Annotated in this window: 11 protein-coding genes; 6 read left to right on the top strand and 5 right to left on the bottom strand. The window is 62.8% G+C overall.

Features of this window, described 5'->3' with window-relative positions; all coding sequences use genetic code 11:
- Positions 1-40 precede the first annotated feature (40 nt).
- Both recJ and AC15MQ_RS17905 read right to left on the bottom strand, forming a co-directional pair.
- Entirely contained in the window at positions 41-1,759 is a 1,719-nt protein-coding gene (recJ, locus tag AC15MQ_RS17900; protein ID WP_483080859.1) for a single-stranded-DNA-specific exonuclease RecJ, read from the bottom strand.
- Positions 1,756-2,811 (bottom strand): hypothetical protein, encoded by a 1,056-nt coding sequence (locus tag AC15MQ_RS17905; protein WP_483080860.1) that lies wholly within the window; start codon positions 2,809-2,811, stop codon positions 1,756-1,758. Before AC15MQ_RS17905 ends, recJ begins: the two co-directional genes overlap by 4 nt.
- Positions 2,812-2,980: 169 nt before the next feature.
- On the opposite strand from AC15MQ_RS17905, the gene AC15MQ_RS17910 reads away from it, so the two are divergent.
- The 4 genes from AC15MQ_RS17910 to AC15MQ_RS17925 all read left to right on the top strand — a co-directional run bounded on the left by AC15MQ_RS17910 (position 2,981) and on the right by AC15MQ_RS17925 (position 9,424).
- Positions 2,981-4,228, top strand: a complete 1,248-nt coding sequence (locus AC15MQ_RS17910) for a lipoprotein-releasing ABC transporter permease subunit (protein ID WP_483080861.1) — start codon at positions 2,981-2,983, stop codon at positions 4,226-4,228.
- Positions 4,221-4,907, top strand: a complete 687-nt coding sequence (gene lolD / locus AC15MQ_RS17915) for a lipoprotein-releasing ABC transporter ATP-binding protein LolD (protein ID WP_287668179.1) — start codon at positions 4,221-4,223, stop codon at positions 4,905-4,907. The genes AC15MQ_RS17910 and lolD overlap by 8 nt, the downstream gene beginning before the upstream one ends.
- A 66-nt stretch (positions 4,908-4,973) precedes the next feature.
- On the top strand, positions 4,974-6,995 hold the full coding sequence (locus AC15MQ_RS17920) for a methyl-accepting chemotaxis protein (RefSeq protein WP_483080862.1): 2,022 nt from the start codon (positions 4,974-4,976) through the stop codon (positions 6,993-6,995).
- A 110-nt stretch (positions 6,996-7,105) separates the two neighbouring features.
- Positions 7,106-9,424: a DNA internalization-related competence protein ComEC/Rec2 gene (locus AC15MQ_RS17925; protein ID WP_287668174.1), complete on the top strand. Its 2,319-nt coding sequence runs from the start codon at positions 7,106-7,108 to the stop codon at positions 9,422-9,424.
- 322 nt (positions 9,425-9,746) lie between these two features.
- Here AC15MQ_RS17925 and AC15MQ_RS17930 read toward each other — a convergent pair whose 3' ends face one another.
- Positions 9,747-10,616: an REP-associated tyrosine transposase gene (locus tag AC15MQ_RS17930; RefSeq protein WP_483080863.1), complete on the bottom strand. Its 870-nt coding sequence runs from the start codon at positions 10,614-10,616 to the stop codon at positions 9,747-9,749.
- 85 nt (positions 10,617-10,701) lie between these two features.
- On the opposite strand from AC15MQ_RS17930, the gene AC15MQ_RS17935 reads away from it, so the two are divergent.
- Positions 10,702-11,667: an alpha/beta hydrolase gene (locus tag AC15MQ_RS17935; protein ID WP_483080864.1), complete on the top strand. Its 966-nt coding sequence runs from the start codon at positions 10,702-10,704 to the stop codon at positions 11,665-11,667.
- Positions 11,668-11,875: 208 nt separating this feature from the next.
- Here AC15MQ_RS17935 and AC15MQ_RS17940 read toward each other — a convergent pair whose 3' ends face one another.
- Entirely contained in the window at positions 11,876-13,129 is a 1,254-nt protein-coding gene (locus tag AC15MQ_RS17940; RefSeq protein WP_483080865.1) for an ISL3 family transposase, read from the bottom strand.
- A 309-nt stretch (positions 13,130-13,438) separates the two neighbouring features.
- Entirely contained in the window at positions 13,439-14,692 is a 1,254-nt protein-coding gene (locus AC15MQ_RS17945) for an IS4 family transposase (RefSeq protein WP_326529172.1), read from the bottom strand.
- Positions 14,693-15,085: 393 nt separating this feature from the next.
- Between AC15MQ_RS17945 and tnpA the strand changes: the two genes are divergently transcribed.
- Positions 15,086-15,517 (top strand): IS200/IS605 family transposase, encoded by a 432-nt coding sequence (tnpA, locus tag AC15MQ_RS17950; protein ID WP_483080084.1) that lies wholly within the window; start codon positions 15,086-15,088, stop codon positions 15,515-15,517.
- The last annotated feature ends 16 nt before the right edge of the window (positions 15,518-15,533 follow it).

Here is a 15,533-nt window from a genome sequence, read left to right on the forward strand (position 1 = left end):
GGCCGGGTGGGCGGCGCCACCGCGACCGGCCGGTGATCCCTTACGCCGGGCGATTCTCGATGTGCTCGATCATCAACTGCGGCGTCTGCACGCCGTTGAAGTCGTTGATTGCCAGTCGGTAGGCGGCACGGATATGGTTGCCCGGCGCCATCCGGAAGTTGAACTGGATCGCCTCGAACTGTTGCATCCCCTTGCGCAGCCGTAGCTTGAGGTGCTTGTCCTTGAGGATGCGCTGGCTTTCGACCGCGAACTCGTCCTCGAACAGCGGGGCAGGGAAGCCCTGGCCCCAGACTTCGGCTTCGAGTAGCCGCGCGGTGGTGATCGAGAAGTAAGCGGATTCGAGGCCGCCATCGGTCTCCAGCGTGCGCGTCCGATCGGCGGGCGCGAGCAACTCCTCGGCGACCTGTGCAAACCGCTCGCGGAAGCGCGCAAAGTCGCTCTCGCGCAGCGTCAGCCCGGCGGCCATGGCGTGCCCACCAAACCGCAGCAGCAGGCCGGGCGCGCGTTTGCACACCAGATCGAGCGCATCGCGCAGATGCAGGCCGGGAATCGAACGTCCCGAGCCCTTGATTTCGCCGGCATCGCCACGGGCAAAGGCGAACACCGGGCGATGCAGTCGCTCCTTGATGCGCGCGGCGACGATGCCGACGACGCCCTGGTGCCAGTCAGGGTCGAACAGCGACACCGCGGCGGCGGGTTCACCCTCCAGGTCGGCGGCGGCCTTGGCGACCTGCAGCAGCGCCTGTTCCTGCATGCCGGCTTCGATCTCGCGTCGCTCACGATTGAGCGCGTCGAGTTGCTGTGCGATGTGCAGGGCGCGTCCCTGATCGTCGGTGATCAGACATTCGATACCCAGCGACATGTCGGACAGGCGGCCGGCGGCGTTGAGGCGCGGGCCGATCATGAACCCGAGGTCGAAGCTCGACGCTTGCGCAGGATTGCGGCCCGCGGCGCCGAAGAGGGCGCGCAGACCCGGCGTCAATCGGCCTTGCCGGATGCGCTGCAGACCCTGGCTGACGAGGACGCGGTTGTTGTGGTCGAGGCTGACGACGTCGGCGACGGTGCCGAGCGCCACCAGGTCGAGCAGGTTGGCGAGATTCGGCTCGCTTCGCCCGCTGCCCGAGCCAAACCAGTTGCGGCTGCGCAACTCGGCGCGCAGCGCGAGCATCACGTAGAACATTACGCCGACGCCGGCCAGACACTTGCTCGGAAAGGCGCAGGCCGGGAGGTTCGGGTTGACGATGCAGTCGGCTGCCGGCAACTCGTCGCCCGGCAGGTGGTGGTCAGTGATCAGCGTGGCGATGCCGAGCTGTCGGGCGCGAGCCACGCCGTCGACGCTGGCGATGCCGTTGTCGACGGTGACGATCAGCGCCGGTTTTCTGCTCGCCGCGAGGTCGACGATGTCGGGCGACAGGCCGTAGCCGTAGGTGAAGCGGTTCGGTACCAGATAATCGACTGTCGCACCACAGGCGCGCAGTGCCCGGATGCCGAGCGCGCAGGCGGTGGCGCCGTCGCAGTCGTAGTCGGCAACGATCAGGATTCGCTGCCGGTCGGCGATGGCGTCGGCCAGGATGACGGCCGCCGCGGCGGCGTTTGTCAGGCGAGTCGGCAGCAGCAGCGACGAGAATTCGTAGTCGAGTTCGCTGCGTGCGACGATACCGCGGCCGGCGTAGACGCGCGCCAGCAGCGGGTGCAGACCCTGCTGTTCGAGTTGCCACTGGACCCGTTGCGAGACGGGGCGGCTGCGCAGCTGGGTCATCGCTCGCCTCTGGCCAGCGCCTGCGCGGTGGCCGCCAGCGGCTGCGGGCGGCGCCACAGTTGCCACTGCGCCTGGCGATTGCTGTCCCAGGCCAGTGCGCCGTAAGCCGTCGTCGCTACCAGGCGCAGGCGCTGCATCCTGCCGCCGGCGAGCGCTTTCTGCAGCGGCGCGAACCAGCGGGCTTCGAGGTCGAGCAAGGTGGCGCGGTAGGCCTCGCTGTCTTCATACTGCACCGGCGATTGCAGCGCATCGAGCAGCAGTATCTGGCGGCTGCCGGGCGGTGACCGGGCGAGCAGCGCCGCGGCGTTTTCGGGTACCCCCTGCACCGGTATGGCCGCAGCGCGGCCCAGCCCGCGCGCCAGCGGCTGGTCGCTCCACAGGCCGGCGAATTCCCCCGCGCCGCCGGTCGGCAGCTTGCCGGCACCCCACAGCCACAGGCTGTTGATCGTCGATCGGCCTTCGTCTTCGCGCCTGGCATTGGCCGGATGCTGGTGCAGGATCATCTGCGCCTCGTTGAGCATCTGGCGCAACCAGCGTGTCTCGGGGGTGGCGGGCAATTGCCGGCCGACGCTGCGGCCGGCGACGGCCGACAGTGGCAGGACATCGAAGCGGCCGAGTTCAGTGCCGGCAGGCAGTTGCAGGTACCAGCGGTCGACGGCGGCGGCGTGAAAAGTCCCGCGATCCGGGAACTGGCGATTGAGTTCGTCGACGATGGCCTGCGCCTCCGCGGAGTGAATCCCGAGACTGCCGCCGTCGGCGAGAATCAGTCGCTCCTGGTGCAGGCGCAGATGCACCGGGTCGGCGCACAGCCAGCAGGCATCGGCCGCCGTTGGGGCGGCGTCTTCGCCGAGGACGCGGAAAGCGGCGTAGGGTGCATGCTCGCCCAGGCCGAAGCTGTCGCAGAGGGTCGCTTCGAGCGATTGCGGCGGACGGTGGCTGCACCGGCTGCGCGCGATCAGCGTGTTCAGGCCCGGGCACGGGAGGGCGTCGAGGCTTTCGCGGTCGTCGGGTTCGGGCCAGATGAGTTCGGGAACAACCAGGGTGAGCTGCATCGGGATGGGCGGTTTTCGGCGGTGGCGGCAGGGGGTGGACGCGCGCTGCCGCTGCCTGGCGGGAAGACGGGAGCCGGCAAGGGGCGGTCGCTCCCGGAAAAAGTGTAGCATAGCGCTTTTTGCCTTTGCGGCGTTCGCAGCGCTGCCTTGATATGAGTTGCCGCCGCCGATGGCCCTTCCCTACGAGTTGCTGATCGGCCTGCGTTATACGCGGGCCAAGAAGCACAACCACTTCATCTCCTTCATCTCGCTGATTTCGATGTTCGGCATCGCCCTGGGCGTTGCCGCGCTGATCGTCGTGCTGTCGGTGATGAACGGTTTTCAGACCGAGCTGCGGTCGCGGATTCTCGCTGTCGTCTCGCACGTCGAGATCAGTGGCGTCGGCGGCGAACTGGTCGACTGGCCGCGGGTGGCAGCACAGGCCGCGGCACAACCCCAGGTTGTCGCCGCCGCGCCCTTCGTACAGGCGCAGGGCATGCTGGCCTACGGGCAAGCCGTGCGCGGCGCCATGGTGCGCGGCATCCAGCCGGATCTGGAAGACCAGGTGGCCGATTTTCGCCGCCACATGAAGAGCGGCGAGTTCGATGCCCTGCTTCCGGATCGCTTCAATATCATTCTCGGCTCCGAACTGGCGCGCGCCCTTGGCGTCTTCGTCGGCGACCGCGTCACGCTGATCGCGCCGCAAGGCGTGGTGACCCCGGCCGGCGTGGTGCCGCGTCTGAAAACCTTTACCGTCGTCGGACTGTTCGAGGTCGGCATGTACGAATACGACAGTGGTCTGGCGCTGATCCATCTTGCCGACGCGCAGCGCCTGTACCGCATGGATGATCGAGTGACCGGCGTACGCCTGAAACTCGACGATCTCTTCCAGGCGCCGCGCGTGGCGCGCCTGCTGGTGGGATCCCTCGACACCAATACCTTCATCAGCGACTGGACGCGCAGCCATGCCAATTTCTTTCGTGCCGTGCAGATCGAGAAGAACATGATGTTCATCATCCTGTCGCTGATCATCGCCGTTGCGGCATTCAATATCGTTTCCACGCTGGTCATGGCGGTAACCGACAAGCAGGCCGACATTGCCATTCTGCGCACGCTCGGTGCCAGTCCGCTGAGCATCATGGCGGTGTTCATCGTGCAGGGGGCGCTGATCGGCTTCATCGGGCTGGGCCTCGGCGTTGCCGGCGGCGTGGCCCTGGCGCTCAATGTCGATGTCGTCGTGCCGTTTATCGAACGCCTGCTCGGCACGCAGTTCCTGGCCAAGGAGGTGTACTACATTTCCAACCTGCCTTCCGAGTTGCAGTGGGGAGACGTGACGACGATCACCGGCGTTGCCTTCGTGCTGGCGCTGGTGGCGACGCTCTATCCGAGCTGGCGGGCGGCGCGGGTCAATCCGGCGGCGGCCTTGCGCTATGAGTGAGCCGGTACTGGCCTGCCAGGGCCTGAGCAAGATTTTCCGCCAGGGCGACACCGACGTCCCGGTTCTGCTGGGGGTCGATCTCGAAATCCAGGTCGCCGAACGGGTGGCGATCGTCGGTGCGTCGGGGTCGGGCAAGAGCACGCTGCTGCACCTGCTGGGCGGACTCGATGCCGCGAGCGGTGGCAGCGTCCAGTTGATGGGGCACGATCTGGCGACGATCGACGACGCGCAGTGCGGGATCCTGCGCAACCGCCACCTCGGTTTCGTGTATCAGTTTCACCATCTGCTGTCCGAGTTCAGCGCGCTCGAGAACGTCGCCATGCCGCTGCTCATCCGGCGGCTGCCGAAAGCCGAGGCGGAAGCGCGCGCCGCGGTGGTGCTGGGTGAGGTCGGCCTTGGACACCGCCTGCAGCACACGCCGTCCGAACTGTCGGGTGGCGAACGGCAACGGGCGGCGATCGCGCGCGCACTGGTCACCGAGCCGGCCTGCGTGCTGGCCGACGAGCCGACCGGAAATCTCGACCGGCAGACCGCCGAAGGGGTTTTCGAATTGATGCTCGCGCTCAACCGCTCGCGGCAGACGAGTTTCGTCGTCGTCACCCACGACCCGGCGCTGGCTGGCCGTGTCGGGCGAATCCTGACGCTGCGTGACGGGCGCCTGCAGTCGGCCGATGATTGAGCGCCAGGCGGACGTGCACGCGCGACCTTTATGCTGTGGGAACCAGCGACCTGAAGGGCAATGACCATGAAGACTCTGTTTGCCCCGGCCATTGCGTTACTCAATCGAGTGGGCTACACCAAGAAATTCGCGATCATGGGGGCACTGGCGCTGATGGCCATCGCCGTGCTGCTGCTCAACCTCTTCCTGAGCCTGCACCGCGTGATCGACAGTTCGCTGCAGGAACGGAGCGGCCTGCAGGTCCTGGTGCCGTTGGCGCACGCGCTGCAGCAATTGCAGGCGCATCGCGGGCTTTCAGCAGGGGTGCTCAACGGCAACACGGCGATGGAGGAGCAGCGCGCGGCCACGGAAAAGGTAGTGGCCGGCGCCGTGCAGGCCGTGACTGCCCGATTGACGCCACAACTGGCCGCCGGCGCCGACTGGAAGAAATTACAGGAGGGCTGGCAGTTCCTTCAGAGCGATGGCCTCGGGTTGATCCCGCGCGAGAACTTCCTGGCGCACACCGAATTGATCGCCGATTGTTTGACTTTCCAGAAGACGATTGCCGATACCTATGCCCTGACCAACGATCCCGACATCGACGCCACCTACCTGATCGATACGCTGGTCGACAGCTTGCCTTGGGCGATTGAACGCATGGGCCAACTGCGGGGCCTCGGGACGGGGGTGCTGGCGAAGCAGGTGCCGCTGGTGCCCTCGCAGCAGGTCGAGTTCACCGTCTTGCTGGCCGGACTCAACGCCTCGGTCGACGCGTTGCGGGTCAATCTCACCAAGACCTCGCGCTATAACCCGGGCTTGCAGTCCTCGCTGGCGGCGGTGATCCGCGATATGGGCGCGGCGGCAGAAAAGATGACTGGGCTGGTCAACCAGGACATTCTCTCGGGGACCTACGCGACGCCTCCTGCCGAATACTTCGCTCTGACCACCGCGTCGGTCGAAAAGGGCTACCAGGAAATGTTCCAGACCCTTTTTCCCACTCTCGAAGATCTCCTGCAGCGCCGGATCGACCGCGTACAGCGTGATTTGAACCTCAGCATTGCGGTTTCGGTGCTGATCGTGCTGCTCTACGCCTATGTGGCCATGGGGCTGTACTACGCGACGATCGGCAGCATCGATCGACTGGCGGAGAAGGCCAGGATGATCGCCACCGGCGATCTGGGGGTGCGCGTCGAGCTGGGCACACGCGACGAACTGAGCCTCGTCGGCGACAGCCTGAACGAGATGGCGAGCGCTTTCGGCGGCCTCATCCGGAGCGTCCAGCACGGCACGAGCGAGGTGCTCCAGGCCACCAAGCAGCTTGCCGGCTCGGCCGCAGACATCAATCGCGCCAGCGAGCAACAGAGTGCGGCCGCGTCTACCATGGCCGCAGCGGTCGAAGAGATGACTGACCGCATCGAGGAGTTGTCGACCAGTGCCCAGGATGCCAACCGGATCTCCAGCCTTGCCGGCGAATTGTCGGCAGACGGCAACCGCGTGGTCGGCAACGTCGTCAGCGAGATCGAGCGGATTGCCGAGGTGGTGAACCAGTCGGCGACCCTCGTCGCCGAACTGGGCGGACGATCGGAACGGATCTCGGTGATCGTCGGCGTGATCAAGGAAATTGCCGATCAAACCAACTTGCTGGCGCTCAACGCGGCAATCGAGGCGGCGCGGGCCGGCGAGTCGGGCCGCGGTTTCGCGGTGGTCGCCGACGAAGTCCGCAAGCTGGCCGAGCGTACGGCCCGTTCGACGCAGGAAATCGCGGGCATGATAGCCGCCATCCAGAGTGGTGCGCACGCTGCCGTGGCGAGCATGAATCTCGGTGTCAGCCGCGTGGCGGAGGGGGTCGCCCTGGCCACGCAGGCCGGCGCGTCGATTCAGGAGATCGGCGGCAATGCGCAACAAGTGGTGAGCCGCGTGGCCGACATCTCGAAGGCATTGGGCGAGCAGAACGTCGCCAGCAGCGAGATCGGCCGCAACGTCGAGCAGGTGGCCCGCATGGCGGAGGAAAACCGTGCTGCGGTGGCCGGCAATGCGGCTACGGCAGCGCACCTCGAAAGGCTCGCGGAAGGTCTGGAGGCCGAGGTCCGTCGTTTTCGGCTGCTCTGAGTCCCGGCGTATCGGGAAGCGGGCGGAAACTTCAGCGGCACCTCGCCGCGGTCCTGGCGGCCGGTGGCCGGCGGTTGACCGGGGTACCGGCTAATCTGCTTTAATGGGCGATGCGCATCAACATCCTTGCCTTCGCCCTGGGTGTGGGTCTGCTTCAGATCCAGGAGCGTTTGCCGGCGCTGCCGCTGCTTGCCGGCATGCTGCTCGGCCTGGGCGCCTTGTTCCTGCTCGCTCGGCGTCAGCCGCTGGTCGCCCGAACGCTGACCGCTCTGATCTGCGCGCTGCTCGGTTGCTCCTGGGCGGCGTTGCTCGCCGAACAGCGCCTGCTGGAGCAGTTGCCGGCGGAGTGGGAGGGGCGCGATGTGCAGGTTGTCGGTGTCGTCGCCGCCCTGCCGCATGCCTTCGAACGGGGCGAGCGTTTCGAATTCGTCGTCGAGTCGGTGGAAACCGCGGGCGCCCGCGTACCGCGGCGAATCATGCTGTCGTGGTATCACGGCTGGCTGGAAGACGAATGGCGCGAGGGACTGGCCATTCGTCCGGCCGAGCGCTGGCGGTTCACGGTGCGTCTGAAGCGTCCGCACGGCAACGCCAATCCACATGGTTTCGACTACGAGGCCTGGCTCTTCGAACGCGACCTGCGGGCAACGGGTTACGTGCGCCCGCGCGCGGTGGCGCAGCGTCTGGACGACTTCGTACGACAGCCGTCCTATGCCCTCGAGCGCCTGCGCGACCGCATACGGCGATCCTTTGCCGCGGCGTTGGGCGAAGCGCCGTATGTGGGCATCCTGGTTGCTCTGGCGGTCGGCGATCAGCAGGCCATCCCGGCCGAGCAGTGGCGCTTGTTCAGGCAGACCGGCGTCACGCACCTGATGTCGATCTCGGGGTTGCACGTGACGATGGTGGCCGCCCTGTTTGGCGGGCTTTTTGGCGGGCTGTGGCGGCGCAGCGAACGATTGCTGCTTCTGTTGCCGGTAGCGCAGGCGGCGATCGCGGCCGGCTGGCTGGCCGCTGTCGCCTACTCGTTACTCGCCGGCTTCGCGGTGCCGACGCAGCGCACCTTGTACATGCTGAGCGTGGTGGCGCTGGCGCTGTGGTCGGGCCGCAACCTCGGCGCCAGTCGCAGCCTGCTGCTGGCGCTGTTGCTGGTGTTGCTGATCGACCCCTGGGCGGTGCTCGCACCGGGTTTCTGGTTATCCTTCGTCGCCGTCGGCCTGCTCTTCTTCGTCGGCACGGCGCGGCTTGACGTCGGGCGTGGCTGGCGCCGGGTCGTCGCCAGTTGGGGGGCGACGCAGTGGGCGGTGACCCTCGGGACGCTGCCGCTGCTGCTGCTGATGTTCCAGCAGTTCTCGCTGGTTTCGCCACTCGCCAATGCGCTGGCGATTCCGCTGGTCAGCTTCGTCATCGCCCCGTTGGCGCTGCTGTTTGCCGTCCTGCCCTGGCCAGTGCTGCTGCACTTCGACCACTGGCTGTTGTCCGGCCTGATGGCTGTTCTCGATTGGCTCGCGGTCTGGCCGGTCTGGGAGCAGCCGGCGCCACCGCTGGCGGCGACCTTGCTCGCCGTGCTCGGGGTGCTCTGGTTGTTGCTGCCGCGCGGTTTTCCGGGACGCTGGGCGGGGCTGTGCCTGATCCTGCCGGCGCTGTTCTGGCCGGCCGCGCGGCCGGCGGCGGGTGACGCGTGGGTGGACGTCCTCGATGTCGGGCAGGGGCTGGCGGTGGTCGTCCGCACGGCCCGGCATACGCTGCTTTACGACACCGGGCCGCTGTACAGCGCCGAGTCGGACGCCGGTCAACGGATCATCGTTCCCTACCTGCGCGCGAGTGGAATAGACCAGCTCGACGCCCTGGTCGTGACGCATCGCGACAAGGACCATTCGGGCGGCGTGGTCGCTGTTCAGGAAGCCGTGCCAATCGCTCGTACGCTGTCGTCGGTTCAGGAACTGCCCGGAGAACGGTGTATTGCCGGTCAGACCTGGGAGTGGGACGGCGTACGCTTCGCGGTCCTGCATCCCGCAGCCGCCGATTACGAGCGCAAGGCCGCGCGCAGCAACAACATGAGTTGCGTTCTGCGGATCGACAACGGCCTTGGGCGTGTGCTGCTGACTTCCGACATCGAGGCGCGCGACGAGCAGGCCCTGCTCGCCCGGTCGCCGGGCCTGCTGCGCAGCGAGGTACTGCTCGTGCCGCATCATGGCAGTGGGACCTCGTCGACACCGGCATTCATCGCCGCTGTCGGCGCCGATGAAGTGATCATCCCGGTCGGCTACCGCAACCGCTTCCAGCATCCGCGCGCAGATGTCGTCGAACGCTACGTCGGGAGGCGGCTGTGGCGCACGGATCGGGACGGTGCGGTACGTGTGCGATTGGCTGACGGCGGGCTTTCGCTGCTGTCTTATCGAGCGGAGTACAGGCGTTACTGGCACGGGCAGTGATCCGCACGCCTGGCGTGGCTGGCCTTTGTATGTACGGCATCCGCCGCGCTGCCACCCGAACCGGCCTGGTCGCTGTTGCAGATCTGTTTTTCATAAAACCTGACTGCCATGCGACTGGCAAGGATGGCGTGCCCAGGATCGGCGATCAGGCCGCCTGGGCACAACGTGCCTCCAAAGGCCTGGACCGGTTGAAACAAAAAATGCCATTACCGGCGTCCGCAACATGCCGGCGCACGGCGGCCAGGCCGCGCTGAGCGATCTCGAGATGACTCGTGCGGTGGCTTACATGGTCAGCGGGGGCGATGCAGGAGAAAAAACGGGGTCAGGTCTTTCTTTTTTCCTCTCGCCGTGCATATTCGCCGAGGCGTACTATCTTGCTCACCCGGGAGTAGTGCAGACCGAAGTAATCACCAATTTCCTTCAGTGTATACCCGCCGCTGGCGTAGGCCGCAGTGATGGCGACGTTCCGATCGTCACATTGTCGCGCGAAGTCAGCGAGAGGCTTCGGGCCGGGCCGAGCCCGAGCCTGCGGCACCTCGCGCAGATCGCTCCCGGCAGGAATGTGGCGACGTACTGAATCGACAAAGACGTCAGAACCCAAGAATACTTGCTGCTTGAGTTGCTCCCATGGGGTCGTCGCCTGGTGGCTTCCTTCGGCAACAAAGCGACTGTACGCGGTAACGGCCTCCGGCATGGTCTCGCCGAATCCTGACAGGATCCACTGCGTCTCCAACCAGTTCGGCTTACACTCATCGCCAATCGTTGCGCGATAGCTGCTCCAGGGCCAGTCTCCAGGAGTCCGTACCATTCCTGCGCGAACCGGGTTGAGGACCACGTAGCGGGCGAGTTCCAGCAGGTAAGCTTCCTTTTCGACTACTATCGCCTTGTATCGACCTTGAAAGACGTGCCCGACGCGATGATGGGTCTTGTTGAAATCCTGCGTGTAGACACCGTTGAGTTGCCTCATGCCCTTGGAGAGACCCGCATCCGGCGTTCCCACGAGCAGGTGATAATGATTGCTCATCAAGCAGTACGCATGAATCGTCCAGTTGAAGCGATCAACAACGCCACTCAGCACCGCCAGAAACAGGCGACGGTCCGCGTCGGAGAGGTAGATGTCCTCCCTGCCGTCACCTCGCGCTGTAACGTGGTACAGGGCGCCAGCAAACTCGATGCGAAGTGGTCTTGCCATGTGACGGATTCTAGACTGCAATTTGGCAAAAAGAAAGACCTGACCCCATCGCTTGTTGTTAACTGCCACTAAAGAGGAGAATGTCATGCTGGTCGTAACCAATCGAAATATTGTTGCAAGCAACTTTAAGAATGGCGATGGCGATGAAAACGGTTTTGGCGAAAAGACAAACGCTAAAGGCCCCAATGAGTTGCGGTTTGCGAAGGCTGAAAAAAAAGAGAGTGGATGGGCTCTGCATCTAGTAGCTGAACCGAAGAACATGACCCGAGAGACTGTTCCCTCACGAGTCGAATTTCAGAACCTCGCGAAGCAATGTGTGGCGGGGAAGAAGAATTGTCTCTTTTACGTCCATGGCTACAACAAGCCATTTCCAGAGACTCTTGAGCAAGGTTGGTTGTTACAAGAGCGCTATGGACTTGAAGTAGTCGTTTTTTCTTGGCCATCAAATATGGGTGGTTTTCCGCTAGTTGAGTACCGAAAGGCCCGTCGCATCGCACAAGCTTCGTTTGGCGCATTCGATTCCCTACTTGAGAAGTTCAGCATGTATTTGCGCGAATGGCAAACACCAATGGATGAAGCCTCTTTAGAGAAGTGTGGAGTTTCGGTAAACTTGATGACACACAGTCTCGGCAATTACCTTTTTGAGCACTACGTTCTTAGCGCAGCTTATCAGGCTGAGACCAGAATCTTTACGAACGTCATATTGAGTCAAGCGGATGTAAACAGCGTTGATCATAGGAAGTGGGTCGACAAGGTGGTGGCGGGCCAGCGCTTATATGTGACGATCAACGAGAATGACAAGATCTTGGGCTTCTCGGAAACGCTTAACCCTCCTAGACTTGGAAGGACTCTTGCGAACCTCACATCACCGAATGCAACATACTTTGATTTTACTAACGGAAACAATGTAGGCAATAAACATCAATTATGGGGTGAGGTAAAAAATTCCAACGTCAAGACCTATTTTGACGCCGTCCTCAACGGTAAGCGTGGGGAGGAGGTTGCTGGGTTCAGCTATGACTCTCGCCTAAACGCGTTTCGGCTTCTTTAGGCATGGCCTCACCTGCCATACGATATAGTGAGAGCGTGCAGCGAAGCAAGCTATGATCTCAACCGTCTGTTGGACGAGCCCAGCGGGGGGAGGTGGGGCAGTTCATAGAAATTGAGCGTATAAAATATGCCAAACGTGGCTCAAGGAGAAGCGTTGTTTTCGGGAGTTCACTGATATTTCTGGCGGTGAAAACGCGTAAAGTTGGGGTTTAGGTCGTTTCGTGTGGAACGGGCCTGAAAGGGACGAAGGGAGATACGGGCAAATGGATGAGTTTCCCGGCGATGAGGTAGGCCATGGCGATGAAGTTGTCGACGCGGCGATAGCCGCGGGCGCGGGCACGTGCCTCCTGAAGAGCTCTATTCATTGCTTCGACACGGCCGTTGTGTTTGCCGGATTCGAAGCCGTTGAGTACGCCAGGAAGGTGCTTGGTAATGGTCCTGCCGAGGCGCTTGAAGGGTTCCAGTCGGCAACGACAGGCCCAACTGAGCCAGCGCTTCAACAGGGGCTTGGCCTCGTCAGGTGTCTTGGCCGTGGCATAGATCGCGCGCAACGCTTCCTTGATGCGCCAGGCACGTGCGGTTTTGAGGTTGGAGCGCTGCAACCAGTGCATGGTCTGGGTTTGCTTGATGGTCCAGTCGGCGGGTTTCTTGTGCAGGCTCCAGCGGGTGCCTTTGAGTTCAGGTTCGCTTTTGACCTCCGCACGGCGCACCTCGTCCAGGGCCGTGCTGCCCAGGGCGACCACGTGAAATCTGTCGAAGCAGGCCTCGGCTTCGGGAAAGTGTTCGGCGGCGCCGGCCTGAAAGGATCCACTCATGTCCATACTGACATGCGTAATCGCGCTCGGTTGGCCGCCATGCTCGGTGAGGTCGGTGGCGAACATCCCCAGCGTGGCCTTATCCCGGCCAGGCGTGGCAAACAGCAGGCGCGGCTTGTCTAGATCATGGAAAACAGTGATGTACGTCTGGCCGCGCTTACTGGCGGTTTCATCAACACCAATGGCGCGAACCTCGGCATGGCTTTCCTTGGCGCGCGCTTTGTTCACATGATGCTCGATCACGCGCCACAGTCTGCGACTGCGGACACGCAGCAGCCGGCCGGCCGCCAATGCCGACATGGTCGGTGCCAGCATCAGCGTCAAGGCTTCGAACAGCAGGGTGAAGCGACTCCCTTCCCGTGCCCAAGGCACGGGAATCTGTGTCACCTTGTCGCAGACGGCACAGGCCACGCGCGGCACGGCGGCATGCAGATGAGCTTCATACTGGAAAAAATCCAGATGGCGCCACGAGCGCGCCAAGCGGTCGTGCAGTGGCTGCGCCGCCGTTCGACAGGCCGGACAGGCATGAACTGCTGCGCTGAACGTCACCTGGAAGTCAATCCGCCCCGCTTCGGGTGTAAAGATCACTTGATCCACTTGCCAAGGAGCGACAAGACCCAGAGCCTGGGTGAACAGCGTTTCAATCATGGGGAACCGGTCGAGAGAAGGAAGGCCGCTATCAACGGTGTCCGGCTGTGATTCTAGCCGAAGCAGGCAAGCTTGCCCATGAGACAGCGTCAGCCCCGCTATACGCAGATAATGGGATCGTTTAATAGGAAAAGGCAGGTGCGCAATCTACGCTCCCTATGGAACAGATCATGGGACGGAAAAATATTTTCAAAAATATCGCAAAAAACACTTGACACAGTTTTAGCAAAATGCTCGCAATTTATGCTGTATAAACAACAGCTTATTGGAGCCTCGTGTGGATACCGAACGCAACGGTGTCCGGTTGCTTCATAGGTATGCCAACAACAATGGCCTCAACTGGGCCTCATAGAGCGCCTGGGAGGCTGGTTTGTGAAAACAGTGCTTGAAGAAGCGCAGGACTTGGCGGCTCACCTTCGAGGTGTAGCGGAATACCGGGGTGCTCCAGTCGGGGCGATCGGTCCCGTCGGTCGCGGAGGTCTGGCGCCGGTCCTGCTTGCGCAACGCTTTCTCGTCCGCGATTCCGTGCTGGCCCATTCTGCGGTGCAACAGCAGGGCCACCAAGAGGCTGGTGACAATGGCCAGGCGGACCTGATTCTCGATGGCCGCCAGGCTGGCGCCCCAGGCCTTGGCCAGGCTGAAGTCGTTCTTCCAGGTGTCAAAACACTTCTCCTCCTCCCAGCGACGCGAGTAGAGGAAGGCGATGACGCCGGGTTCGAGCTTGAACTCGTTGGTCAGAAACTCCACGAGATGGCCACGCGGGCTGCGGAAGGTGATCAGGCGCCAGTTTTGGCGGGAACTGCGCAAGGTGATGCGCAGATCCTTGAGCACCCCTTCGTTAGTCGGCACGTCCGCCACCGGCAAGGGCTCGGTGGACTCGATGCACAGGCTGCTTTTCATGCGCGTGATCAGGGTCATGCCCAAGCGCTTTTTCCGGCTATCCCAAAACGCCGCGTCGATGAACGCGCGGTCGACCAGCCACAGCGCACCCTTGTGACGGGTCATGGGCTGCGCGGATTGATCGTAGTCGCGCAACAGCGCCGTCTCGTGGCGACTGCGGGTATCGACGTGCACGTCGGTGGGACAACCCAGGCGCACGTCGTAGAAGCTCAACAGCGCGTGTCCCTTGGGATTGTCCTCGCCGCCCTGCCGGGGCGTACACCGCCCGTAGTGTGCGCTTTCGCTCTGATACGTCCCATCCATCGCATACACCGGGCGCCCTTGCAGGGCAGGGAATTGCGCCAGACGATCCGGCAGCACCGCCCGTGCCTCGCCGAGCAACGGCGCCATCGCTGCCTGCAAGACTGCGCGGCGGTGGCGCGAGGACAGCGCGTCCGACCAGGTGGAACGTGCCAGTGGGGCGCGCAGCGCCGTTCCCGGCTCCCAATGCAGCAGCGACTGCACCTGCTCGCGCAGCGTGCGCATGCCTTGCAGGTGGCGCAGTACTCCAAGGCCGATAAAATCCGCCATGCTCAACACCCGCGATACCGTGTCGGTACCGCGTATCTGCGCCAAGGCACGAGCCACCGGCGCCAACAATTCTCCCAAGACGGTTTGATTCATGAGGCTGTCCATGACTGCAGTTAATCGTTCGGTATCCACACGAGGCTCCAATAAGCTGTTGTTTATACAGCATAAATTGCGAGCATTTTGCTAAAACTGTGTCAAGTGTTTTTTGCGATATTTTTGAAAATATTTTTCCGTCCCATGATCTGTTCCATAGGGAGCGTAGATTGCGCACCTGCCTTTTCCTATTAAACGATCCCATTATCTGCGTATAGCGGGGCTGACGCTGTCTCATGGGCAAGCTTGCCTGCTTCGGCTAGAATCACAGCCGGACACCGTTGGAAATCCCCCGGCTCTGCCGGGGTGGCCGTAGAAGTTTGACATTTCAGGGAGTCCATCAGGGAAACTTGAGGTCGTGAGCCGCCAAGCACATGACTGTGGAGAATCCCGATGGACGAGTTTGATAGCCTAAGTCACTCGAAGTGGGAGTGCAAATATCACGTGGTGTTTATCCCGAAGTGTCGACGCAAGACACTCTATGAGCAGTTGCGAAGATACCTTGGGGAGTTGTTCCGCAAGCTGGCTGAGCAGAAAGAGAGCCGGATCGAAGAAGGGCATCTGATGCCCGATCACGTTCACATGCTGATCTCGATCCCTCCGAAGTACGCGGTATCGCAGGTGGTTGGGTACATCAAGGGCAAGAGTGCGATTCACTTGGCCCGTGTGTATGGTGAGCACAAAAGGAACTTTGTTGGCCAAAGCTTCTGGGCGCGCGGGTACTTCGTCTCAACCGTAGGGCGAGACGAAGCAGTGATCCAGCGGTACATACAGGACCAAGAGCACGAGGATAAGCGCCTGGATCAGCTGAGCCTATGGCGTTGATTTGCCACCTTTAGTC

Source organism: Candidatus Accumulibacter propinquus (assembly GCF_056856495.1).